This window comes from Paenibacillus sp. FSL R5-0473 (assembly GCF_038004565.1).
In the GTDB taxonomy this organism is placed as follows: domain Bacteria; phylum Bacillota; class Bacilli; order Paenibacillales; family Paenibacillaceae; genus Paenibacillus; species Paenibacillus amylolyticus.
The window spans coordinates 4,813,722-4,838,599 of record NZ_JBBORL010000001.1; the positions used below are offsets into that span (position 1 = coordinate 4,813,722).

The 24,878-nt window shown below is 46.5% G+C and carries 23 protein-coding genes; 8 read left to right on the forward strand and 15 right to left on the reverse strand.

The window, feature by feature from the left end; all coding sequences use genetic code 11:
- Positions 1 to 38: 38 nt before the first annotated feature.
- The 3 genes from MKY28_RS21180 to MKY28_RS21190 form a co-directional block, all read right to left on the reverse strand.
- Positions 39 to 1,391: an amino acid permease gene (locus MKY28_RS21180; RefSeq protein ID WP_036606189.1), complete on the reverse strand. Its 1,353-nt coding sequence runs from the start codon at positions 1,389 to 1,391 to the stop codon at positions 39 to 41.
- A 137-nt stretch (positions 1,392 to 1,528) separates the two neighbouring features.
- A complete protein-coding gene (locus MKY28_RS21185) occupies positions 1,529 to 1,810 on the reverse strand; it encodes a hypothetical protein (protein ID WP_036606188.1) in 282 nt (93 codons plus the stop codon).
- A gap of 165 nt (positions 1,811 to 1,975) precedes the next feature.
- Positions 1,976 to 2,431 (reverse strand): GNAT family N-acetyltransferase, encoded by a 456-nt coding sequence (locus MKY28_RS21190; protein ID WP_036606187.1) that lies wholly within the window; start codon positions 2,429 to 2,431, stop codon positions 1,976 to 1,978.
- A gap of 255 nt (positions 2,432 to 2,686) precedes the next feature.
- On the opposite strand from MKY28_RS21190, the gene MKY28_RS21195 reads away from it, so the two are divergent.
- Complete coding sequence (locus MKY28_RS21195) at positions 2,687 to 3,262, forward strand: GNAT family N-acetyltransferase (protein WP_338707842.1); 576 nt, start codon at positions 2,687 to 2,689, stop codon at positions 3,260 to 3,262.
- Positions 3,259 to 3,606, forward strand: a complete 348-nt coding sequence (locus MKY28_RS21200; protein WP_047841734.1) for a DUF1801 domain-containing protein — start codon at positions 3,259 to 3,261, stop codon at positions 3,604 to 3,606. Before MKY28_RS21195 ends, MKY28_RS21200 begins: the two co-directional genes overlap by 4 nt.
- A gap of 582 nt (positions 3,607 to 4,188) precedes the next feature.
- Here the strand turns inward: MKY28_RS21200 and MKY28_RS21205 are convergent.
- From MKY28_RS21205 to MKY28_RS21225, 5 genes are all read right to left on the reverse strand, one after another.
- A complete protein-coding gene (locus MKY28_RS21205) occupies positions 4,189 to 5,493 on the reverse strand; it encodes a DUF1963 domain-containing protein (RefSeq protein ID WP_340936912.1) in 1,305 nt (434 codons plus the stop codon).
- 118 nt (positions 5,494 to 5,611) lie between these two features.
- The gene (locus MKY28_RS21210; RefSeq protein ID WP_340936913.1) at positions 5,612 to 6,790 is read right to left on the reverse strand and encodes an alanyl-tRNA editing protein; all 1,179 of its coding nucleotides are present in this window, start codon (positions 6,788 to 6,790) and stop codon (positions 5,612 to 5,614) included.
- A gap of 463 nt (positions 6,791 to 7,253) precedes the next feature.
- Positions 7,254 to 9,401 (reverse strand): hypothetical protein, encoded by a 2,148-nt coding sequence (locus MKY28_RS21215; RefSeq protein WP_340936914.1) that lies wholly within the window; start codon positions 9,399 to 9,401, stop codon positions 7,254 to 7,256.
- A gap of 261 nt (positions 9,402 to 9,662) precedes the next feature.
- A complete protein-coding gene (gene dhaK, locus MKY28_RS21220) occupies positions 9,663 to 11,432 on the reverse strand; it encodes a dihydroxyacetone kinase subunit DhaK (RefSeq protein WP_076319325.1) in 1,770 nt (589 codons plus the stop codon).
- A complete protein-coding gene (locus tag MKY28_RS21225; RefSeq protein WP_340936915.1) occupies positions 11,432 to 12,574 on the reverse strand; it encodes a glycerol dehydrogenase in 1,143 nt (380 codons plus the stop codon). The genes dhaK and MKY28_RS21225 overlap by 1 nt, the downstream gene beginning before the upstream one ends.
- A 305-nt stretch (positions 12,575 to 12,879) precedes the next feature.
- On the opposite strand from MKY28_RS21225, the gene MKY28_RS21230 reads away from it, so the two are divergent.
- Together MKY28_RS21230 and MKY28_RS21235 are read left to right on the forward strand one after the other, a co-directional pair.
- Positions 12,880 to 13,914, forward strand: a complete 1,035-nt coding sequence (locus tag MKY28_RS21230; RefSeq protein WP_036606178.1) for a PocR ligand-binding domain-containing protein — start codon at positions 12,880 to 12,882, stop codon at positions 13,912 to 13,914.
- Positions 13,915 to 14,019: 105 nt separating this feature from the next.
- The gene (locus MKY28_RS21235) at positions 14,020 to 15,009 is read left to right on the forward strand and encodes an aldo/keto reductase family protein (RefSeq protein ID WP_340936916.1); all 990 of its coding nucleotides are present in this window, start codon (positions 14,020 to 14,022) and stop codon (positions 15,007 to 15,009) included.
- On the opposite strand, the gene MKY28_RS21240 is transcribed toward MKY28_RS21235, so the two are convergent.
- From MKY28_RS21240 to MKY28_RS21255, 4 genes are all read right to left on the reverse strand, one after another.
- Positions 15,006 to 15,884, reverse strand: coding sequence for a LysR family transcriptional regulator (locus MKY28_RS21240; protein WP_445670931.1), 879 nt, complete (start codon positions 15,882 to 15,884; stop codon positions 15,006 to 15,008). The two genes, MKY28_RS21235 and MKY28_RS21240, sit on opposite strands and share 4 nt — an antisense overlap.
- 31 nt (positions 15,885 to 15,915) lie before the next feature.
- On the reverse strand, positions 15,916 to 16,386 hold the full coding sequence (locus MKY28_RS21245; RefSeq protein WP_340936918.1) for an SMI1/KNR4 family protein: 471 nt from the start codon (positions 16,384 to 16,386) through the stop codon (positions 15,916 to 15,918).
- Between the two features lie 113 nt (positions 16,387 to 16,499).
- Complete coding sequence (locus MKY28_RS21250) at positions 16,500 to 17,600, reverse strand: threonine aldolase family protein (RefSeq protein ID WP_340936919.1); 1,101 nt, start codon at positions 17,598 to 17,600, stop codon at positions 16,500 to 16,502.
- A gap of 53 nt (positions 17,601 to 17,653) precedes the next feature.
- On the reverse strand, positions 17,654 to 18,514 hold the full coding sequence (locus MKY28_RS21255; RefSeq protein WP_340936920.1) for a LysR family transcriptional regulator: 861 nt from the start codon (positions 18,512 to 18,514) through the stop codon (positions 17,654 to 17,656).
- 181 nt (positions 18,515 to 18,695) lie between these two features.
- Here MKY28_RS21255 and MKY28_RS21260 point away from each other — a divergent pair, with 181 nt between their 5' ends.
- The 4 genes from MKY28_RS21260 (at position 18,696) to MKY28_RS21275 (ending at position 21,420) form a co-directional block, all read left to right on the forward strand.
- Positions 18,696 to 19,685, forward strand: coding sequence for a quinone oxidoreductase family protein (locus MKY28_RS21260; RefSeq protein WP_282319339.1), 990 nt, complete (start codon positions 18,696 to 18,698; stop codon positions 19,683 to 19,685).
- Between the two features lie 394 nt (positions 19,686 to 20,079).
- Positions 20,080 to 20,298, forward strand: a complete 219-nt coding sequence (locus MKY28_RS21265) for a hypothetical protein (RefSeq protein ID WP_340936921.1) — start codon at positions 20,080 to 20,082, stop codon at positions 20,296 to 20,298.
- A 36-nt stretch (positions 20,299 to 20,334) separates the two neighbouring features.
- Positions 20,335 to 20,556: a hypothetical protein gene (locus tag MKY28_RS21270; RefSeq protein WP_339285619.1), complete on the forward strand. Its 222-nt coding sequence runs from the start codon at positions 20,335 to 20,337 to the stop codon at positions 20,554 to 20,556.
- 75 nt (positions 20,557 to 20,631) lie between these two features.
- Complete coding sequence (locus MKY28_RS21275; RefSeq protein WP_036606169.1) at positions 20,632 to 21,420, forward strand: formate/nitrite transporter family protein; 789 nt, start codon at positions 20,632 to 20,634, stop codon at positions 21,418 to 21,420.
- 264 nt (positions 21,421 to 21,684) lie between these two features.
- Here MKY28_RS21275 and MKY28_RS21280 read toward each other — a convergent pair whose 3' ends face one another.
- The 3 genes from MKY28_RS21280 to MKY28_RS21290 all read right to left on the reverse strand — a co-directional run bounded on the left by MKY28_RS21280 (position 21,685) and on the right by MKY28_RS21290 (position 24,751).
- Positions 21,685 to 22,671, reverse strand: coding sequence for a WXG100 family type VII secretion target (locus tag MKY28_RS21280; protein ID WP_340936922.1), 987 nt, complete (start codon positions 22,669 to 22,671; stop codon positions 21,685 to 21,687).
- 216 nt (positions 22,672 to 22,887) lie between these two features.
- Positions 22,888 to 23,025, reverse strand: coding sequence for a hypothetical protein (locus MKY28_RS31735; protein ID WP_445670905.1), 138 nt, complete (start codon positions 23,023 to 23,025; stop codon positions 22,888 to 22,890).
- A 154-nt stretch (positions 23,026 to 23,179) separates the two neighbouring features.
- The gene (locus tag MKY28_RS21290) at positions 23,180 to 24,751 is read right to left on the reverse strand and encodes a glycoside hydrolase family 30 protein (protein WP_340936924.1); all 1,572 of its coding nucleotides are present in this window, start codon (positions 24,749 to 24,751) and stop codon (positions 23,180 to 23,182) included.
- Positions 24,752 to 24,878: the final 127 nt, after the last annotated feature.

Consider the following 24,878-nt stretch of genomic DNA (forward strand, 5'->3'; position numbering starts at 1 on the left):
GAGATGTTGATGTGTTCTACATTTGAATGTAAAAAATACTAAACTGTTCGTCCATTCGTCTTCCTGAATCGAATCAGGGACCATATAATCAGCAACGCGAGCACGGCAATACAGATGCTAATGCTGAACCGATTCCCTTCATCAAACACAAACATCACCGCAATCACACTAAGACATAGTACAACGACTCCGGTTATGTAAGGGAATCCCCAAACTTTGAAGGTCGGTTGAACCGGATATCTCTTCCGTAGTTTCAGCTGTGATGAAGCAATACAGATCCACACAAGGATTACAACAAACCCCGGAACTGCGAGCAATACGCGGAACAGTTGATCCTGCGCGAACAGGCCTAGCAAGGAACCTCCGAGCAAAACTACTGAGCACACCAGAAGTGTGTTAACAGGGCTTCCGTTGCGATTCGTCTGTGACAATGCCTTTGGAGCTTCACCGCCTACTGCCATGGAGTGCATCATCCGGGATGCACCATAGATCCCTGAATTCGCAGCAGACAGAACCGCCGTCACCAAAATAAAGTTCATTATGTGTGCTGCTCCCGGCAGTCCCGTGGATGCAAGCACCTGTACAAATGGACTGCTCTCCGGCCCGATCTCATTCCATGGGATAAGACCACAGATGATGAGAATCGGCAAGGTGAAGAACAGAATAATTCTGAGCATGAAATTGCCCACGATTTTTGGCATCACTTTTTCTGCATTTTCCGTCTCGGTCAGCGTCAGACCAATCAGCTCCGATCCCCCATAAGAGAACATAACCACAAGCAGTGCCGAGAAGATCGATGACCATCCGTTCGGGAAGAACCCGCCTGCTTGCGTATAATTTTGCAGATAAGGGGTGTTATCACTTGGGATAATGCCAAAGATCAATCCTGCACCCAGGAAGATAAAAATAATGATCATGGCAATTTTGATCCCGGCCAGCCAAAACTCAAATTCCCCGAACACACCTACACTTAACAGATTAACCAGTATAATGAACGCCGCACATGCCAGACTCAGCATCCACAGCGGTACTTCACTGAACCAATACTGCAAAAAGCTCCCGGCGGCAATCACCTCAATGACACACACCGATAACCATAGAAAGCAGTACATCCATCCCATAACAAAGGATACTCTGCTACCAAATGCCTCCTGCACGAAGTCTTTCATATTTTTGTTCTTGTACACCGTAGCCATCTCCGCCATCGCGGCCATAACAACCAGCAGCAATAATCCGGCAAAAATGTACGTGACAATAACGCCCGGACCTGCGAGTCCAATCGTCTCTGCACTGCCTTTAAAAATTCCCGTTCCAATGACACCACCCATAGCCATAAAACTGATGTGTCTTGGTTTAAGCTTCTTCTGTAGTGTTCCTTCTGTCTGAGCCAATTCAAGTCCTCCTGATGTAAAAAACGTCTGTAATGCTGTCTTGTTTCATAGACATAATGTCCAGTATACCCTATTGTCCATCAATCAGCCCAGAAGTTCCTCATGGCCAATTCATCCCAAACATATATGGACATAACCTATGTTTTATACCCCACAATGGCACGAAGCAATCTGTGTACAATCCAGGTTAGCAAAATGTACCCTGCCCCATAGATGAACCAAGCGCCTATGTTACTACCCCATGTTGAAAGATCACTCGCGATATACAACAAAGGCAGCATAAAAGATATAACCAGCGCTACCCAGAGTCTAAACCAATTGGCAAAATAACTGCATACTCCAAGCATCACAGCAATGATGGGACATAACACCAAGACAGCAAACAGCGGATTCATATGATCGAACCACCAGTAAATCATGTACGACTCCCTCCACATTCTTCGTCACAAGGCCACGTTGTTTTAATGCGTATTATTGAGTTTATTCTACTCTTTTTCCATCTCTTAAAATGTACGATATGTTGCAAAATTAAAAAACCAGCGTCCTGTAAAAAAACAGAATACTGGTTTGTCATGTGAATTCATTTAGATTTTTTTCGTCATAAACGTGCTGTTCGGGTCCAATACATAATCTGCGAATGGTTCGCAATATTCAAATCCGAAATCTTCGTACATCTTCCTTGCCGGGATAAATGAATCCATTGAACCCGTCTCCAGACTGATTCGCTTATAACCACGGTCTGTGGCAACCTCCATAATATGTGCCAAAATTTTTCTCGCTACGCCTTTTCTCAGATGAGCCGAAGCGGTACGCATCGACTTCAACTCTGCATGCTCTGGATCAAGTTCTTTGATAGCCCCGCAGCCGAGCAAGTCGTCCCCTTCCCAAGCACACCAGAAAGTAATTTCGGGCTCCTTGAGTCCGTCCAGATTCAACGCATGAATACTTTCTGGAGGCGAATCTGCTGCCATCCCTTGCAAGTGCTCCGCAATTAAAGCCTTAACTTGGACTCCACTCAAATCATCCACTTTGATCTCCATAACGTACCACTCCCGCCGACATTTTTATTGGTTTTATCACTGAATGTATATCAATCATTTCATCTTACTACCGTGTTAGGTTTTATGACAAGAGGTTACTTATATCCACTGAAATACGCTATTGTGATTCACCTATAATTTCCAGTATGATGAGGCTATCAGATGCCAAAGGGGCGAGGTCTATTGCGAAATATACATAGAGTTAAACGTGGAACTAAGGTGAAGCAAGCTTAACTTAATTTAAAGGAGAACCCTATGACACTCACTACGGATAACCTGTTTTATAGCAAACGATTAAAGATGACGCCACCACGCTCTGAAGACGTGCAGACCATGCTGCAATGGAACGAAGACCCGGAGTACCTTCGGAATGTGGATACTGACCTGGCCATTCCCTATTCGGAGAAACAGTTGGAGGATGAGGGCGAAACGAAGAACAAGGAAGTTTATTTCAGACTTCGCACGCATGAAGAAGATACGCTGATTGGTTTTGTCGTCATTCATGGCATTGAATGGAACAACCGCTGCGGACAGCTTGCCATTGGCATCGGACTTGCCAAACATCGCAACAAGGGATATGGTACGGAAGCGTTGAATCTTATTTTACGATATGCGTTCCATGAGATGAATCTGGACCGAGTTGGTCTGGATGTCATCGCCTACAATGCCAAAGCAATCCGTTCCTATGAGAAGGTTGGTTTTCAGTTGGAAGGTCGGGCACGCTCAGCTGTATTTCGTGATGGTAAGCGTTATGACCGCTTGATGATGGGAATCCTAAGACCAGAATGGGAAACACACAATCAGATCCATACGGAGGGTGAACAAGTATGACCAAGAATGCAGAAGTTACTGCGTTTATTGAACAGATTCAGATCCCCTGGCAAGTAGAAATCGCTGAACAATTGCGCCAGTTAGTGCATGATACCATCCCTGACGTACAAGAACGCGTACAATACAAGAAACCTCATTTTTTGAAAAACGGAAAGTACGCTGCGGTCATCTCGCCTTCCAAACAAGCCATGTCTTTCACCATCTTCAATGCAACCGGACTCGATCTACCCGATGGGATATTTGAAGGCCCGGAAGAACGAAAAACGATCAAACTCAAGGAAAAAGATACGCCGGACTATGAATGGTTGGCTGATTTGTTAAAGCAGGCATCTGCGGAATTGTAGACGGGTCTAGTAAAGAGGCACATACGCCGAAGTAGTAACTTAGGTAGTAATGTGTGAGTGGTAATGTGCGGTTGGAGTATATGGGGTGAGTTTGGGTTTGGGCCAAGCGCTAACGAATCGGACACACCTTATGTCGCAGTTTTACAAACATATGAAATTCTAACGAATCTCAGCAGTCTTATTACAGACAAAACCTCTGATTTGCTTCATAAAACCTTGTCAATAGAAGCAATAACGTGTCTAAGATTCGTTAGAATCCTACACTGCTGCAAATTCGCTTAATAAGATGTGCTAGGTTCGTTAGACTGTGTGAGTACGACAAGCGGCCTCTGCACGTAGAAAAAACAACCCATTCTCACTCTGGCGGCTAAATAAATAGCATAAACGACTGGCTGTAGCAAAGATATCTCACATCCATCCTGCGCAGGGCAAAGGGGCATCCCATGAAGTTCCAAGAACTTCGGGATGCCCCTTGGTTATAGTCTGTCTACTACTGTCATTCCAACCTTAAAAGCGGTGTAATATCATAATAAGATGACTGCTTATAATTGCTTTTATTATGTTTTATACTAGCTTCCACCATCAAGATTGCTGGTACGATACGGCGGTCATCTGACACGGCTCACATATGAACATGTAATACATACCCTCACCATATTTCTCAACCTCGCCCCAGTCCAGTTGTGCGACAGCCTTCATTCTCGTGGAACAGCGTGGACATGTTGGGTACTCCGCATCTTGAACCCATCCCGGATGGCCGCCGACCTGAGATAACGATGGCTCCATCGCCCACTCACTGGCATGGAATGCATGACGCGATGCATTCGCAATCCGAAACTGCTGGCCAACATCCGCTGCAAGTTTACCATAGTCGTCCAGGTCAATCTCGTCCATTCCCGCAGGCATGACATTATGTGAACTCCATAACGGTTCTCCTGCTACGTCCAGCTCCATGTAAACCACACCGTAACTGCTGCATATCACGCAAGTCTGTATCTGAAGTTGCTGGGCATGCCAAGAAACGTCATTCAATGCTGGATGCTTAACATCCAGACTAATTAAGATGGTTAACGCATTGCCACACCATGGACAGCAAGTTTTGCTAGGGTTCAGCATCGAGAGTGAATTTCCGGTTAACTCCACGTTAGGTCCTTCATTCTCTTTTACTTTATAGAGTGAATAACTTGGGGTGATGAATAATTCCCTGCGCTGCCCGTCTTTTGCAAGCTCCCAACCAGCTTCAGTGGTGTAATGCTCAGGTGCCACGTATAATTCGTTCGCCCAAGATGGAGGAGATTGTCTCCACTGCCGGAACTGCCGCACGACAACATCATCTCCGATATGGGCCAGCATGAGCAATATGTGGTTCCGATTCTCATCATCGGTATTCACCTGCTGTAAGAGATGATCACGAACCTCACCCGAGGCACTTTTATACAAAATGGCAGGATAATAGATCTCCTGTTCCAGCAGCTCAGGAATTTCGGCAGTCAACGATATATCATGGTAGCAGACCAGATATACCAGAATGTCTTTGCCCGTATCTTCATCACCTGTACAAATCCGTTGCATCGCGTAATCCTTCATCTGATCTTGTTGCTCTACAGACAAAGATAGATATACCTGTTCCTCGGATTGTTCATAGGGTGTATAACGAATTAGTGGATCGCGAACCTGAGGTTTGTGCATGATTTTCAAAATTTCGACCGGATCTGTGATACCTGCATACAAGTTCACGTCACGTCGATTCGCTTCAATGTATCTCTGGCGCTCCTCGCGTTCCATCTCCTGCTTGCAAGGCATGCAATAACCACCCGTTTTCGCCGCTGTTGCTGGTAAAATGGTATTTGCACACCCTTCCCGTATACACGGAATTCGTTCTGTCATGTTCCAACCCCCTCTACTATCTGCTCGCTTCATCATGCAATGGAAAACACGCCACAATGTGACGTGTTTGTCCCTTACTCATATTTCAATACTGCCTGTCTCGAAAAGGAAATGCGAATCAGTGATGTCCCAACTGGTCCTTGGTGAATTCGTAAAAAGCAAGCGCATCTTCACTGCTGGCAAAGCCTGCCTGAGCCATCTTTTCACTGCCCCCACCTTTGCCTTGATAGGCTCCAAGATTACCTTTGAAGAAAGGTCCACAAGCCCATTCAGGCGGTTGGCCGTTCTGTGCCAGAACTACTTTGGCCTCCGAGATGCTCACAAAGAGTACAAGCCCCTCATGGTCTGCCGTCAGCTTGGTAGCCAGGCTCTGCATATCCTTGAGCGATTTGTCTTCAAAGACCTGAGCAATCACTAGCCCTTGCCGAGCGGCCAGAAGTTCATCCGCATAGTAAGCATCATTCGTTGTTTTCACTGCATTCAGCTCGGTTTGCAGCTGCTTTTGCTCCAGCTCCATTTTCTCAATGCGCTCCAATAATTCGTCCTTGCTGGTCTTTAATTTAACCATGATGCTGTTGAGCACGTTTTGTGTAGCTGTGAATTCATTCAGGGCTCTTGTTCCACATTTGAAATAAATGCGGGTGCCGCCCTTCACTTTTTCAGTTTTCAACAGTTTGATGATCCCAATCTCACCAGTCGCCGACACATGAGTTCCACCGCAGGCGTTATACTCCACACCCTCGATCTCAACGATGCGAATGTCCTCTGTTACCGTAGGTTGCTTCACCAGTGGTAACTGTGCAGCCTCTTCTGCTGTAACCCAGGACGTGTTGATGCGAGCGTTACGATAGATCTGACGATTCACTTCTTGTTCAATGGCAGTCAATTGATTCGCTCCCAGTTCTGCCGCAGCCACATCAATCGTGTCATACTCCGTACCAAGATGGAAACTGAGGGTCATCGCTTCAGTAAGCTTTAGAGTGATTGCCGATAACAAATGCTGACCCGTATGCTGCTGCATATGATCGAATCTGCGTTCCCAGTCAATCTCACAATGTACCTCAGTCTGTTCAGGGAAGCGTTCCAGCTTATGCCATACTTCACCATCTTCGATGTTCACATCCAGAACAGCGATTCCGCCAATTTGCCCCAGATCACAAGGTTGTCCGCCTCCATGCGGGTAAAAAGCAGTCTCCGCCAGCGTGACATATACACCATCTTCCTTGTCTACTCTGTCTGTAATCGTTGTATGCCACTCTCTTGTATAAGCAGAGTCATAATAGATTTTTTGCGTCATTGAATCATCCCGATCCCTTCTCGTTCAAATGGTTTTTTACCGATCTGCACCTAACCTCCAGATTACACTATCTGGAACTGCGAATCCAATTTAAGGCACACAAGATCGCTCCTCCATATCAAAAAGACCGCTCTGTAAGCCAAGCTACAGAGCGGTCCCTTACTTATATCCACGTTTAATGTAACGTTGGATATGGTTTGAGCTATGATTACACCGGAACGGAGATTGCAGACATATTACTTATTATAGACACAAGAGCGAAGCAGACAGAAAGGACCTGAAGAAGCGAAGCGTGCTCCTTTATCACCGGATTTCTACCTTCAGGGGAAAAATCATTAAAATCCGGGGATAAGAGAGATCGAAAGGTTTTCTGTCTGTGTAGTTCCTGAGTGTCAAATCAAGTATGGTCTGCAATCGGAATGGTCAAGTGTAATCCTAGGTGCATTCCATGTCTTTTTTTACATTAAACCAAATTCCAGAACAGGGCGGTATTCGCCACCGTAACCATCGTGAACAATAATGTGTTCACAAATGCGGCGAGCCATACATTATTCGTTTTTTCAAACAATTTGCGTGCATACACGGCAGCGATGATGAGACAAGGCACCAGTGCAAAGAGCAAAATGCCATTCAATGCCTGACCTGGATACAACGCCACACCTGTCATAAAGTCTTTGCCGTATTGTACCAGCAACCACAGCACCAACCCGCCAACATTCAGTACAATCGTCAGTAACGTTCCGCCACGTTTACCGCGTGTGTTGGCATTCAGAGCAACTGCACTGACAAAGTAATAAATCAGGAAGAACGGTGTATACCGTAAGGCGGTAATGAAGTGTTCACTCTCGAACGTACGGACCGCAAACGTCCAGATCCGGAAATCTGTTCCGAAGATCGCCTGCACTACAAACAGCAATGCGTATCCGATGACTACTGCGAGCACCGCGGTCACCAAGCTGGCAATGATCGTAACAGGATTCAAGCTGATACCATAATCGCTGAAACGGGTTCCTGCATCCTTTTTAGAGAAATAATGGAAGGCAAAGGTCACCAGGATCATAATTAACGCCGATACCAACGCCCAATACACAATCTGGTTCGTTGTTGGTTCATTGAAGTACGAACTTGTAACCACAATCTTATCTGCATAGTTGAAGATGATCCACATCACCAGAGATACGATAGCCATAATTACGCTGCCTACCGCAATATTTTTCATCCGGCGGCTTGATGTATAGTCGTTCTTCTTGCTTCCAGCCATCACGAGCCCAATAATGGCCCCAAGCACACTCACGGCAAGTACAATCAGAGCGATGATGCGAAGCACATTCAATCCATTCGCTTCTTTATCCATCAAGGTTGGGAATAGAATCGCTGGAATCAGGGTGCTGAATGCGATAGCGAGCCAATAGATTGATTTTTGTTTCCCACTGACTGCTGCGGACACCGTTGCAATCTCTCCCGTTACCGTTTTGCGCAAGAACGGCAGTCTGATCAACAACGTAATCAGCGGCACAATCATCAAGAAGAATCCAATCAGAGCGACAAAGTTAAATGCCTCTTTCGCCCACCAGATCTGATTGCCCGAATCCAGATTCACATTGGTCTGATTAGGCGACGTCACACCATTAAATGCATGTGCATAGAAGTCGATTAGATGCCCAGTTGTTGTACGCGAGAAATGGTTCCATGGGTGAGTCTGATTAGGCGTAAACAGAATATGCTCACCCGTTTGGGAAGGACGTACCACTTTTCCGTCTACGGTCAGATCGCCGGATGGTACTTTGGTAAATGTATCGGTCGTGCCTCTTGGCGCATCAGGAGCAAGGCCAAGGAAGGCTTTACCCGAAGCCGTTGCTGCAAAATCCTTGCGAGTCACCGTACCTTGTACTTCTTTCTCTGCGGCTGTTTTCTCTTCATCCGATTTGTTGAAGAAAAACTCGTCATATTTCCCCGCGACCATGCCCACCGTCCGACTGCCAAATGCAGCCTGAAGCTGATCCTGTGGCGCAACCGCCGCAGCGTAAGAGTAATCCGCACCTGCTGAGATGCCTGTGTAGATCATACGGTATCCTGTTTGAAGGGAACTCATCTCGTCCATGTACATTGACAACAGCGTTGAGAACCCACCCATGGAGTGACCGCTGACTGCCACGTAGGCATTGCCTTTCTCATCTTTCTTGGTGAAGTCCTGCTCATAAATATATTTGGCTGCATCAAACTGCGAGTATATCCAGAACGTTCCGAACAGATCCTTTACCGGAATATCTGCACTCCAGCGGGAATCCCCGTGGTCATACATGTCCAGTGCAAGCACAATATAGCCGCGTCGGGACATCTCAATAGCAGGTGCATCCTGCATTTCTTTCGTATTCAGATATCCATGTGTTGTAATAATGACCGGACGTTTATCATCCGCACCTGCCCCTTTAGGCATGTAGAGCAGACCCGATAGCGTGCCATGATCGGCTTGGAATTTGATCTCTTTGACCTTAACGGAATAAAAGGAAGAGTTGAACATTCCAGCAAACAAGCTGCCGAAAATGACCAAAATGAGTGATAAAACCAACAACCCTTGCGGTTTTTTTAAGAATGATGTGACTGTTCTCATAAAGGTCCCCTTAATAAATATAAAATACTAGATAAATGAATGTATAATAGTGCATTGTAGATACGTCCAAAGAGCTATTCAAATTAGATGTAAATGATAACATGTAAAAATTGACTTAGTATGGCCTAAAAAAGGCACACATAACGGCGCCGGACGTCCGGCGCCATTACCTGTGTCACTTGCTGCATAGTAGCTTAACGTTTGCTGACTCAATCTCTATACCTGTCTAATGAATGACGCTGGGCAAACCCGTGACCAATCTTATTTCATCGACTCGGATAATTCTGTGAAAATAACACCCAGCGCATACGCGCCAGCATCCGGGTAGCCCAGACTACGATCGCCGACGGCACCTGCACGTCCCATACGTGCCACGATGTCTTCCGTTTTCTTCGCACCTTCAACGGCTGCTGCTGCACCTTTGGCAAATGCTGTTTTGAAGTCATCGCCAGACTCCGCGCTTTGTGTCCATGAATCGGCACACGGAACGAGTGCATCGATCAAGGTTTTATCACCTACAACGGCGCCACGTCCGAAGGAACGTTCTCCTGTAGACTGAATCCCTTGTACGGCTGCATGGATCATCTCAGCAAATTCAGCAACGTTTAATTGCTGTTTATCCCCTACAGCTTTGCCAGCTGCACGGAATGCTGAACCCCAGATTGGGCCGGATGCGCCACCACAATATTCCATGATGACCAAGGAACATGCATCGAGGAATGATCCGATGTCTTTTTTATCTTCGTTAATGATGTGATTCCATTCGCGTTTCAACTGGCGGAAGCCTTTTGCCACACTCATACCAAAATCGCCATCACCTGCATGGGAATCCAATTCACAGAATGGTACTTCATTCTTGATGATGATCTCGCCCATTTTATCGATCAGATAGACGACATTGTTCAGTGAAAATTGATTGCCTTTGATGACCGCAGCTGATGCATCCGTCTCCACTTCGTAAGATACGGGAGCATCTTCACCCACAACAGCTTCCAGCGCTTCGGAATACGCCACTTGTGCTGCTGGAGGGCCGGATACTTTAAATGCAGGTGTATCACTTTCCTTGAACAACAGCGTTTTTAGTTCATCATCCAGTTTCAGGATCGTAACCGACGCACCCGCCATATCGATACTTGTCATGTAGTTGCCTACAAACGTAGTAGCGACCTTCAGACCTGCATGTCCAGCAAGCTCACGCTGAACGGAATTGTTGAGCAGATACAGTTCTTGCAGTGGTGTTGCACCAAAACCATTCACGAGCACCGCAATCTCAGCGGATGCATCCTTATCCAGCTTCATGTCTGCGAGCAATGCTTCGACCATACGTCCTGTCAATTCATCAGCCGATACGATTTTCTCCCGGCGAATCCCTGGCTCACCATGAATCCCTACGCCGAATTCCATCTCATCTTCAGCAATTTCGAATGTAGGCGTGCCTTTGGCGGGCACCGTACAGGATGTGAATCCAAAACCAATACTGCGCACGTTCTGAGCTGCTTTCTCAGCAACGGATTTCACATCTGCAAGACTGCGGCCTTCTTCGGCTGCTGCTCCGGCAATCTTGTGAACCAGTACAGTTCCGGCAACACCGCGACGTCCAACGGTATACAAACTGTCTTGTACAGCGATGTCATCCTCAACACGCACATACTGTACGTTGATGCCATCTTCTTCAGCCAGATGTGCTGCATTTTTGAAGTTCATCATGTCGCCGCTGTAGTTCTTGATGATCAGGAGTGTACCCTTGTTGCTGGCTGTTGCCTTGATCGCTTGATATACCTGGATTTGGGAAGGAGATGCGAATACATCTCCACACACCGCTGCATCCAGCATGCCTTTACCCACATAACCAGCGTGAGCCGGTTCATGTCCGCTGCCGCCGCCACTGATCAGACTGACTTTATCAGCCTGAATCTCTCTGCGTTTAATGACTTTATATTTTTTCAGAAATTCAAGCTCCGGGTGTGCAAGCGCAATCCCGTTGCACATTTCCATAACAACATGTTCGGCCTGGTTAATAATTTTCTTCATTATTTTACCTCCCGGCGAGCTGCTTTGTACTCACGGCCCATGCGGTCAGCCGCTGCAATGGCAGCAGCTACTTCAGGAACGGTGATTGGGAACGGCATGGCGTGAATGGATTCTTCCGGAATACAAGCGATCTCTGCCACTTTCAACAGTTCTTCCTGACTAATCGTATCTACACCGATATCCGCCAAGCTGATCGGCAGTCCCACTTCAAGACAGAAGTCCATGACTTCATGCAGCTCTTCGGTTGGTGCATTTTCAAGGACGAGCTGTGCGATTGTACCGAAGGATACTTTTTCACCGTGGAAGAAATGATGTGTGCCTTCCAGAACAGTCAAACCGTTGTGAATTGCATGTGCTGCGGCCAGTCCGCCACTTTCGAATCCAAGACCAGATAACAGAATGTTGGTCTCAACGATATTTTCCAGCGCTTGTGTCACAACGTTGCTGTCACTTGCTACTTTCGCTTTTGCACCATCAGTCAGCAGCATTTCATAACACAATTTTGCCAGTGCAAGTGCCGCATTGGTACCTACTGCAGATGGGGTAAATCCTTCGCGGGAACCCATTGGCAGACTTGCGTTTACACGGGAATAGGATTTTGCTGTTGCTCTTGCTTCGAAGTATGTAGAGAGCGCATCTCCCATACCGGATACGAGGAAACGTGTTGGTGCATTGGCAATTACCGTTGTATCAACGAGAACCACACTTGGGCTTTGTTTGAAGTAAGCATAGTCATCAAAAGAACCGTCCGGTGTGTACAATACAGCGGAGTGACTTGTTGGTGCGTCTGTTGCCGCAATCGTTGGGCAGATGATCAGTGCTTCGCCTTCAGCTACACATTTAGCCGCATCAATGGCTTTACCACCACCAAGACCGATGGTAGAGTCACATCCTTTTTCCTTTGCGATCGCTTGCAGACGAGCAACTTCCTCACGGGAACATTCCCCTTTAAAACCGCTTTCAACAAACGTAATATTAAATTTCTCGGCTGTTGCATCCAGCTTAGCTTTGACACGCTGTACATCATCGGGATGTGCAATCAGCAAAGCAGATTCTCCGAAGGATTTAACAAAGTACCCCAGGTTCAACAACTCGTCTTCGCCTTGTACATATTTAGTTGGGCTGATAAATGCTTTTCTCATAATATTATATGCCTCCTAAGGATATGAAATAGTGTAGTGATTACATCAAATTTTAATTTCTTACAATTGACCTTAATATAACGCATGAGCAACAGGTTTACAGTGGACTTTGATAACAAATTATTATAATTTACAATCGTAATTTTTTGCTTTTTGTCACAATCATGGTATCTTATTGTCATGAGATGGTTGAATTTTGACCTCCCATTATACATTACCCGTCATCATTACATCTTAATATGTACAACTTGCTAACTTTTAACGGCCTAAATTATGAATCTGGTTAGCCTATGGAGGTTGCACCAATGATCAAAGAATATCTGCATATCAATAAAATTCTGGACCTTAATAAATGGAAGCGTCTACAAGATTCTCTCGCAACAGTAACCAAACTGGCGATCCTCACCGTTGATTATAAAGGCATTCCCGTAACCAGTCACAGCAGCTGTCAGGCTTTCTGCCAGAATGTCCGTAAAGACCCGGAGCTTCTCCCCTACTGTCAAAAATGTGATTCACGCGGTGGTCTGGAAGCCGTTCGATTGAATGAACCTTATGTGTATTTATGCCATTTCAATATTATAGATATCGCGATTCCGATCACGATTGATGGCAAATATATCGGCGCCGTCATGGCAGGACAAGTGAAACTCGCCGATCCGGAAAAGGGTAGCGACTTGGAGCAAATTGTCACGTCCAAAAACGTACCCATGCATGCAGCCAAGCTGGAGGAATTAAAGGATGATTACGCCCAGCTACCTGTGATGACCTATGAAGAGATTGTGAAAATCTCCAACATGTTATCCCTGCTCTGCAACTACATTGTGGAAGAAGCGCTAAACAAAAATCTGTTAGTTGAAATGTTCGAGAAAGCTTCAGGCAATCAGGAGACTCTAAACCTCTCCACCATTCTGCCGGGTTACTCCATTCGTAATATCGAGTCGATCAAAAAAGAGATGACCAATGCGATAGCGGATGCTTATCTCAAAAATAGCCCAAGTGATACGGAAAGCTCCAGTCCGGTGCTCCAGCCTGCTTTTGAATACATTCACAGTCACAAGAGTGAACAAGTTTCACTCAAACAAATGGCCGATCTATGCCACCTGAGTCCGAGTTATTTCAGCAGACTATTTGCCAAGGAAACGGGTGAGAACTTTACTACCTACCTGGCTAAACTCAAGATTAAGTGGGCCAAACAATTGCTGGAGGTCACCGACATGCCTGTCTCACAGATCAGTGATGAGCTGGGATTTAATGAATCGGGATATTTTATCAAAATATTCAAAAAGTTCGAGGAAATTACGCCTGCTCTCTATCGCAAATACCTCCAGGAGAAAATGTAGATTCACTGATACTTTTTTCGTATCAAAGATGAGGTTAAAAGATATTTCACCTATTAATCTGCCATTGTTACAATGGAGTCCAGATGACTTAGGGAGGCGACATGAATGGAATATCGCAAATTAGGAAACAGTGGATTAACCGTCAGTGAGATTTCACTCGGCAACTGGATTACGCATGGAGCGCAAGTCGAGGATGGAATAGCAGAAGCTTGTGTGCGAACCGCATTGGATGCAGGTATTACCACATTTGATACCGCAGATGTGTACTCCAATACCAAGGCAGAGTCCGTACTGGGACAGGCTCTTAAGGATATACGAAGAGAAAGTATTGAACTATGCACCAAAGTCTGTCACCCAACCGGCACAGGTCATAATGACCGCGGACTTTCACGTAAACACATCATGGAAGCCTGCAATGGTTCATTGCGGCGGCTACAGACGGATTATATCGATGTCTATTACGCTCACCGTTATGACTACAATACTCCGCTGGAAGAGACTTTTCTGGCATTCTCCGATCTGGTGCGTCAGGGCAAAGTTCATTACATTGGCGTAAGTGAATGGAACGCAGATCAGATTGCAAGAGGAGCCGCTTTGGCGCGGGAACTTCATGTCCCCTTCATTGCAAGTCAGCCCCAATATTCGATGTTGTGGCGTGTGATTGAGCAAGAAGTCGTACCTGCAAGCGATCAAGCAGGACTGGGACAGATCACATGGTCTCCTCTTGCTCAGGGTATACTATCAGGCAAATATGCGCCTAACGCAGCATTGCCCACCGGATCACGTGCAGCTGCTGAGGCAGGAGCACCCTTTTTCAATAAACTGGCTGGTCAGTGGTTACGTGAAGATGTTCTTACCGCTGTGCAACAACTTGTTCCACTCGCTAAAGAGATTGGTCTAACTCTCCCCCAACTCGCTGTGGCGTGGGTTCTTCAGCATACGTATGTTAGTTCCGTCATTATCGGTGCATCCCGGCCAGAGCAGGTATTGGAGAATGTAAAAGCTTCTGGTGTGAAACTGGACCCTGCGATCATGACTCGTATTGATGAAGTATTGAATCCATGGATTGAGCGTGATCCAACCAAGACGGGTTAAACACATTCATCAACAAAGTTCATAAAACGGGATACCACTTCCTGATTCATATCCGTCCGCCATGCCGTGTACAACGGTACGGAGGGCGGATTTTCTTGTAATGGAAGAAAGACTACACCCTTACGCTGGAACACATCCACCGATGACGGAACAATAGAAACGCCCATGCCCGCCGCAACGAGATTCACAATCGTATACATCTGGATCGCTTCCTGTGTAATTCGAGGGTCTACGCCATGCTCCCTGCAATAATCCAGAACGAGACGATGGAACGGAGAACCCAGATGCCTTGGGAATAAAATAAAATCTTCATCCGCCAGTTCTCGAATTGAAACTTGAGTCTGAGAAGCCAACGGGTGATGATCTGGCAATACGGCAATCAACGTTTCCATCTGACAGGGGCGGAACGAGACATGACGAGTATCTTCCTGATATCTCAAAAATCCAATATGGATCTGTCCGTCTTCCAGTGCCTGCAATTGTTGGGACGAAGTCATCTCACGCAGCGTCAATTCAATCTGCGGATATGCAGCGCGAAATTTCCTAAGAACATCCACCATAATGCTCCCCGAAGCCGAATCCACAAAGGCTATGGTTATATGCCCGATGATGCCCTGATCTGCCTTTTGTGTAAGCTGAATAGATCGATCAAGTTGGGCCATGATCAGTCTGGCCTGTTCCAGAAATACGGCACCTGCCGGGGTAAGACGAACCATTTTCCTCGTGCGCTCCAACAGCTTCACGCCAAGCTCTTCCTCCAGATTCTGAATCTGCTGGCTCAGCGGTGGTTGCGTCATATTTAATTTTTCCGCTGCACGGTGAAAATGAAGTTCTTCTGCCACGGTGATAAAGTATCTTAACTTCCGAATATCCATAAGCCGATTGCGCATCCTTCCGTCTACCTTGTTAATTCATCTGTTCCTGAACCCAGATTGCCGACTCAGCCAGCATCGTCATCAATTCATTAAAGTCCACAGCAATTTCCCGCAGAGGAGTTTCCCCTGCATCGTGGATCAACATCATTATCTTGCCTGAACTTTGATCCAGTATAGCCGTACTTCCTTCACCAAATCCACCAATCGGGAAAGGCTGGAGGTCAGCTGGCAGCTCGTATTCTTTCTCATATTCACGGTATACTTCCAAAAAATCCGGATAAGCCCAGCTTAGTTCTTTCACCGAATACAAGGCAGGGTCGCCGAAGTTACATGCACCGAACTCAAGTAAAAGTGCGCGATACGCTGCGGGCAGTCTCACATTATGCTTTTGCTCAAAATCCTCAATGCTCTGTTGTTTCTCAGGAGTACATCCATCTCCCATTGTTGTATCGTAGGCCTTCACCAAAAGATCACGAATCGGTTCCAATTCTATTGACGTCACTTGAACTCCCCCTTAAGGTACTTTTCTCCACTGATCAGCCGTTGTGAATTCAATAGTTCTCCTTGAAGCGCAACACCTTACCCAAACAAGAGTCGAGCATTAAAATCAACTTCTTATCTCACCTGTTTACGCAACTCTTGATCCAGCCATTCCAGTGCTGCACGCAGCTTGTCCTGAGGAACTTTCTCATAACGATCACCCGTAGACAATTCAAAGGCACAGCTGTTCCCACTTGTTTTGTTCAGATATGAAGTCATTCCTATGCCATACTGCTGAGCCATTTGCACGAGAATTGGTTCAACTTCGGCAGCAGCGAGCGCAAAGTGCACATGGAACATATTGGATACCGGCACCTCGGGTAAGGTTTGTATTCCGTGACACGCATTCAGTAAGAAGGCTAGTTCTTGAGCCTGCTCGTAATACAACTCCATTTTGCCAATCCGTTCATTGAAATAATACTGAGAACTCAGAATATACGGATACAGGCCGATCAGATCTCCGCCGTGCCGACGTTTCCATACTTTCGATTCTTGCATCACATCCGGATCACCCGCCAATATAGCCCCCGCAATACCTCCAATGCCTTTATAAAAGGATACATACACCGTATCAAACAAACTGCAAATCTCCGCAGACGTTTTCTGATAATAGGGAGTAATCTCAAACAGGCGTGCCCCGTCCAGATGCAGCTTAATCCCGCGTTCACGGCAATAGGCCGAGATCGCTTCCAGTTCTTCATACGCCGGTAATTGCCCACCAATCTCGCGTTGCGGAAGTTCCAACAGCAGACAGGCAATGTCCTGATCAAGCGCTTGTACATCTTCCAAACGAATCAAACGATCCTTGTCCGCCAGTAAAATTGATTCAATCTGATGCAACTCTTTCAGTCCGTCTTCCTCATGGATTTCAAGATGACACAGAGGGTGGTAAGCTACTCGTTTTACATCTTTGCGGTCACACCAGATCCGTAATGCAATCTGCTGCGCCATCGTTCCACTTGGAAAAAATACCGCCGATTCCTTGCCAAGAACGTCAGCCATCTGTTGCTGAAATTCTTCAATGAGTGGGCCGTTCCCGTAGTGGTCACTGAACAACTCCCCATCGATCTGGTCCAGTACGTTCTGAAGTACCTTCACTTGGCGACTGCCATGACCACCTACAATAAAGTCTGCCTGATTAAATGCATCACCCAACGTTAACGCAGTTTCTTTCAAGATCACTCACTCCTTTATAGTGCATGTTCATAAACGGACTTTTGAACAACCTCTTATAGGTCTGGTTCTGTAATAATCTCAACCAAAGCGCTGAGTGCACTAGATATATGTTCACCACGGGAATACACAAATCCTACTTCCAACCGACAATAGGGATCAGGCAAAGACATCACCGCGATCTCACCTCTTAATTCTGCTTTGGTAACCGAAGAACGTGGCAGCAATGATACGCCGAGCCCGGCAGATACACCATTCAGAATCGTGTCCAGTGTTCCATATTCCATGATGTTAAGCGTGTGGATACCCTGATCGTTCAAAAAGGATTCCGCCTGAGTGCGATGAGTGCATCCGATCTCAAAAAACAACATCGGCCTGGACAATAACGTGCACATCTCATGTACTCCAGGTTCAGCGATCAACACCAATTCCTCGTCATACATCTTCATATAGTTCAGCTCAGGATGATCGATTGGGCCATATATTAACGCGCCATGCAATTCATGTTGAATCACCTTCTGGTTCAGTTCATGGGTCCCACCCGTGACAAGCGAATGCTGTACCTCCGGGTAGCATGAAGTATATTCAGCCAAGAGCGGCGTCAGAAAAGTAGAAGCTGCTGTCTCTATGGAACCCAGACGAAGCATGCCAGCTGGTGGGTTACCCACTTGTGTGGCCTGCTCTGCTTCATATAATAATTCCAATATTCTATCCGCATACCCAAGCAGGTTCTCGCCTGCTGGTGTAAGCGACATCCCCCGATTGGAACGATGAAATAGCGGTACTTGCAGTTGAGTCTCCAACTGTTTAATCCGTGCTGTTACATTGGACTGCACATAATTAAGTGAGAGCGCAGCTTTACTGATACTACCTTCGCGGGCAACCGCCTGAAATATTTTCAAATCACCTGCATCCATACCCTGATCACCTGCTCGTCGTTATATCGGCATTCTGCATCATCCGATTCATGCAAAGTGCTTATCTATTATTTTTAATGATACTGACAATCATTTTTGTTCATTTTACGTGAATCTGCTCCGTCTGTACAATGAGGCTCAGTAGTGAAATCTAGCTACACAGACAGGAGGAATATTGAACATGAAAGCTATTGTCCATTCGGCCCAGAGCGGCCTTGCAGGTCTTCAATATACAGAGTCAATCTCTCGGGCACCAGAAGCCGGGGAAGTGCAGATTCAATTAAAATCCGCTGGAATCAACCATCGGGATCTATTCATCATGGCAGGACGAGGAACCCAGGACACCCCGCTCGTTCCCGGTTCCGATGGAGCAGGTATTGTCGTAGCGATTGGCGAAAGCGTAAGAGGGTTCGCGATAGGAGATGAAGTCATTATCCATCCTACACTCGGTTGGGAACATGCATCTGAAGTGCCGACCGTACCCGATATTGTCGGTGGCCCTACGGATGGAACACTGGCTCAATATATAACGTTACCTGCTGAAAATGCCCTGCCTAAGCCAGCCCACCTGTCCTGGGAGGAAGCAGGCGTATTGCCCCTTTCAGCGCTGACGGCCTATCGCGCCTTATTCACTCGCGGCGTATTGAAGAAAGGTGAACATGTGCTCATTCCCGGTATTGGCGGTGGTGTTGCAACCTATGCCCTGCTCATGGCGGTAGCGGCTGGTGCCAAGGTGACCGTCACCTCCAGAAGTGAAGCCAAAAGAAATGAGGCACTGCGCTTGGGTGCTACCCATGCATTGGATAGTCATGCCGATTGGAGTACGCAGAACGATCTGGAACCTGTGGACATCATCTTGGATAGCATCGGACAAGCCATGTTCCCAAAATATTTTGATATAATCAGACCAGGTGGACGTATCGTGATGTATGGTGCAAGTTCGGGGGATGATCTGACCCTACCCATTCGCTCTATCTTCTTCCCGCAGATCAGTCTGATCGGCACCTCTATGGGCAGCCGTGAGGAGTTTATCCAGATGCTGCAATGGGTCGAGCAACATGACATACACCCTGTAATTGATGGCGTATATCCATTGCAAGACGTAGCAAAAGCATTCGAACGTATGGAAAAAGGCGAGCAGTTTGGTAATCTGGCTATCCTTATGGAGTGATATCTATTTTGAGATGGGCCTTCATGAATTGTTGAAAATTGATTTACGATAATGGGGTGAATCCATCTGACCCGTCTCGCTAAACGTATACTAATTGTTCTTATTACTATTATCATTGTGGCCCAAATTCCTATGTTAAAAGAAACCTTAGCCCGAGGAGCTACTACGTTATATGTGAAGATAAAGTATCCCGAACATTCCTTTCAATTCCAAGACTTCATCTACGAGTCTCATTTCGGAAACTATATCATTTCTTATACTGATCAAGACGAACAACGCATTAGTCTGATGCTTGAGCCCAATTTTTTTCCGGCGCTCATTACGTATGATCCATTGAATCAACCCATGAAATGACTAGTTTGTTCACACTATGAATCATTCAGGAGGTATCGATATGGACAATAGATTACATTTGGTAGAATTGGTTCGCAAACTGATGGACTCTGAAGGAACGGAAGCCGAGTTGGATGACATGTTAACAGAGCTACAGCAGCAGGTTCCACATGCGGAGATCAGTAATCTGATTTTCTGGGATGATCGAGACCTGACACCTGAACAGATTGTGGAAGAAGCCTTAGCTGCCCGTCCAATCATTCTTCCACCCCAATCTTAATATTCTTCAGGAGATGAACGATAGGATATGTCTGACATGTCTGATATGAATCATAATAACAACAATGAACACCCTGATTTTAACGAAATCAGTGGTGAAGAAAACATATTAGTCAGAGGAGCTGCCTTTGCTATTCTTGTTGCACATCAACAAGTTAATGGTGCAGCATCCGCGTTAGAATCACTTCAATCCGATCCTGATTTTGGCTCTTCTGCAATACGGGTACTGCATTCGAAACAACGAAGTAATAATCAATAAACCAAGTTTACCCTCCCTAATTTCCATAATTTCGTTATAATGGTAAGCAAGACACCATGCTATTGGAGGAGAATTATGGAAACGGAAGCTTTACGCAACGTGGAACAACTAGCTCTGAAGAAACACAAGATTTATAAACAAAGTTTAATCAGGTACCTCGCACGCTCCATGCTGGCCAGTATGTTTATCGGATTCGGCGTCATCGTGGCGTTTAAGACAGGTAACTTCTTTTATATGGAGCAGTCCCCGTTTACCTATCCGATGGCGGCAATTACGTTTGGCGCGGCCATCATTCTGATCGCCTATGGCGGGGGTGACCTGTTCACGGGCAATACGTTTTATTACACGTATGCGGCGTTGCGCAAGAAACTGCGCTGGTTCGAAGTGATCAAACTGTGGATTGCGAGTTATAGTGGTAACCTGATGGGCGCAGCTGTGTTTGCCCTGTTAATCTACCTGACCGGATTGTTCGACTCGTCTCAGGTGAACGGTTTTCTGTTAAGCGTGGTAGAACACAAAATGGAAGTTCCAACCATGCAGCTCTTTTTCCGGGGAATTCTGTGTAACTGGCTTGTGTGTATGGCGTTCTTTGTTCCAATGTTTATGAAGGAGAATGGAGCCAAAATGTTTGCCATGATGCTCTTTGTTTTCTGCTTCTTCATCTCGGGATATGAGCACAGCATCGCCAATATGTGTACGTTCGCGATTGCACTCGTGCTGAACCATCCGGGGACGATCTCAATTGAAGGTGTGATCCACAACCTGGTTCCCGTGACTTTGGGTAATCTCGTGGGCGGTGTGTTGCTGATGGGCTTTATGTATTATGCGGTGAACAAACCGTTTCTGGATGAAGAGACACATTAATCTCTGGCAAAAAAAGCCCTCCTTCCGGCCCGGTCCTTCGACCGTGGCTAATCGGTAAGAAGAATCCAAAACACCCCGGCAACCTTCCCATCTCAGGGAGAAGGTTGCCGGGGTGTTTCTCTACGGGCAGGCTCACGGATAAGCCGCCTGCCCTCCACACGCATAGCCATGTGATACACAACCACATGGCTCCATGCGGTGGGTTGGCAAGCAGGCAGCAATCAGGTTGCCCTGTGTTGCCCGCTTGCCAACCCCATCCGTGGCTTAGAAGTACTCCCGCCACGGAGTATATTCAATATCGTTGTCGCCGCGCGTGACCACGATCATATTCTCAATTTTGCCCGTGTCCTTATTGGTACGGTAGATCATCGTACGTGTCTCGCCTTCTTCCGGCACGGAGAACAGGAATTTGTCCGCGACGAAGGAAGAACCAAGTCCAGTGGCATGTTCTGTAAAGGCAGAGCCCGTCTTGCTTGTGAGCAGCAGACCAATCCCGTAGGCTGTAGCGGTTTGTGCTGCTTTGCCAAAGAGATGCTCGCCTTGACTGGTCGTGTGCGTTTGCTCCGAATACCTATACTTTTCCGTATCCTTGCTATAGTCCACCACATTGCCCTGTTTATCCAGACTGATGGTGGTTGTTTCGCCCTTGTCGCTTTTCACCTGATACGTACCTACGATGGAATCCTCGGTAATTTTCACCGTCTTGCCCGTATTGGGGTCAGTCTGATAGATTACATCTTCATACTGAAGCCGAATGATGTTCATGCTGGCCTGAATCTGTTGCGCCAGTTCTTCGTCACCCATCTCTTTGGCTTTCTTCAGCATTTCCTCATAGTTCTGGTATTTCTCGGCATCCTTCTCATCCCATTCATCCATGTTCTTTGGTGGACCTGGCGTTTTGTCCAGATCATCGCCTTTATTTTTGCCCATGGTTGATAGCGCCCGCGCTGCGGTCAGCGCCGTCATGATTGCCTGGCTCACCGCCTCTTCATCTGTCATGCGGAAACGCTCGGCAATCTTCTTAAGCTCCGACTGAATGGACAGAACCAGTTCCAGAACAGATTTCATCGTGCCTTGAGCCGTTGAATAATCGTTATAAAAACGCTCACGCTCCATGCCATCCCAGTTGCTCCGCATGACACTCATCTTGCCGTCCAATGTGGACATGAAGCCCGATAATTGCTGATGTGCCTGAGCGAACTGCCCACTGACCGTCTCCAGTTGTTCCGGTGTCACCTTGATCTGTGTCATCCTGCACACTCCTCTTCGTGGTCATTTATAACTCATGGTCTATCCATTACGACAATCTCTCGGCCTCTTCCTGTCTGATCTCCAGATGCAACAGCGGAAACGGATTACCGGAACTATCCAATTCGGAACGACCTGTCTGTACAAATCCCATCTTTTCATAGAATCGGGCTGCCCCAGTATTCTGCTCATTAACATCCACCTTGAGGTGACGACCTTTTATTTTGAAGGACTCACCACTTTTTTGTAGAACTGAATGTGATGCTCTTCCAAAAATGTATGTGTTGCCCGAACAGAACTCTCCCAAATCTCAACCAACTTGTCATGATCCTGTTCCCGATATGCAACGACTAACATGTCCGACGTATGCTCCTTTTCTATTAAAAGTAAAAGGTTATGTAAAAGCCCGATCCTGGGATCGGACTTGTTTAATACATCAAATTTGAAATAACTCTACGTTTATTTTACCATGTCCATCATTCAATCTGTACCCATAATTTCCAAGCTTGAGTCAACGTTCTACCTGCGTTTTTGGCTTCCAACGGAAGGTTGCTGCCGATTGGGAAGGCAGTATATATCGAAACGAATCTCCGCTCATGACTACATCAAAGGAAACTTCTGCCTCACCCGTGTTAGCTGCAACCAGCACCATCGTTCCATCCGGATTGCGGAAGGTTACGTTCTCGATCTTGCCCTGTTCTTGCGTGGAATCAACTCTCACAGCTCCCGGACGTACATAACGGCTGATGTGGCCTAACACATAATACTCGACATTTCTAGTGATTTCATCACTGTCCGGGTCAATCGTCACAACCCCACGACAGTTCTCACAGCCACCGTTCGTGGGTCCACCTTGCGGATCGAGTGCGATGTTCCAGAGCAGCACATTTTTTGCCCAGTTGCTAGGTGCACCAATGATGAGATTGGACATCTGCCAGCTCAGATTCTCGCCAAAATCAGGACTCCACTCCCCACCACTACATTCGGTAAAATAAATATTTTTGTCTGGGAAGCGCTCATGCACTTCCGACATGGCAGATGGATCACCTGCATAACAGTGGAAAGCAGATCCATCGATATATGCAGCAGCCTGCTCATCACCAAGCACCTTGCTGGTATAATCAACCGCCTGATCCCAGTTATGATCATACGCGATGATTCGCGTACCCAGTCCCGCATCCTGTAGCGCAGGGCCTAGATAATCCCGTATGAACATCGCTTGTTCATCGGCACCCATACTCATACTCGGATATTTGTCCGAGGTGAACTCCGGTTCATTTTGCAACGTGATCCCGTAGATGGGAATGTCCTTTGTCTGATAAGCTTTGATATATTTCACAAAATATCTCGCGTACGCTTCATACACCTGGGGATCGTTGTAATCCAGATACCAGCCGTTAGTGGTCTTTTCTCCATATTTCATCCAAGCTGGGGCCGTCCACGGTGTGCCAAATACTTTAAGATCCGATTTAAGACTAGCTACACGCTCCAGCATATTCACAACTTCCTGATCCTTTTCGATCGAAAAGTATTCCATGTCATAGTCCTTGCCAGACTCGATATCATCATAGGTATAACTCGAAGCTACACCTGATTCATCTACCGAATAATCGGAGGCACCAATCGTATGACGCACCATATCCATGTTCAGCCCTTCTGTTGTAAACAGTTCCTTCAGCAGTTGCTCTTGTTGTTCCTCTGGGAGCTCGTTGATCAGATGTGCCGATGAACCCGTCATCGCTGCGCCAAAACCATCCATGGTCTGATACGTCTTGTCCGGGTCAATCTGTATGGTGAACGCCGACGAAGAAATGTCTGGCTCCTGCGTTGAAGAAACTGAAGAACTTGTGTCTGCATCATGGTGATCGGTAATTGGAATGGGCTTCTGTCGTGCAAGCAGATTTTGCTGATCTCCCGTGGTTAACCAAACTTCGGCCGTTCTCTGTTTGTCCACAACCGGTGGCGGAGCGGGTTGTTCACTTCGGTTGAAGATAAGCCAGATTCCTATACCGACAAAACAAACAGCAGCGATCAACAGGATCATCCATCGTTTGGGATATTCTCGCCAACCTATGTTTATCATGCTTCACTCTCCTTCCATTGCGGAAAAAGCCGCGGCCACTAGGCCACGACTCATTTTCCTAATCTATATGAAGTAGAACAAACTGCATTTAACGAAATAACTTCGCCGGGAGAAAAACCTTCCAATC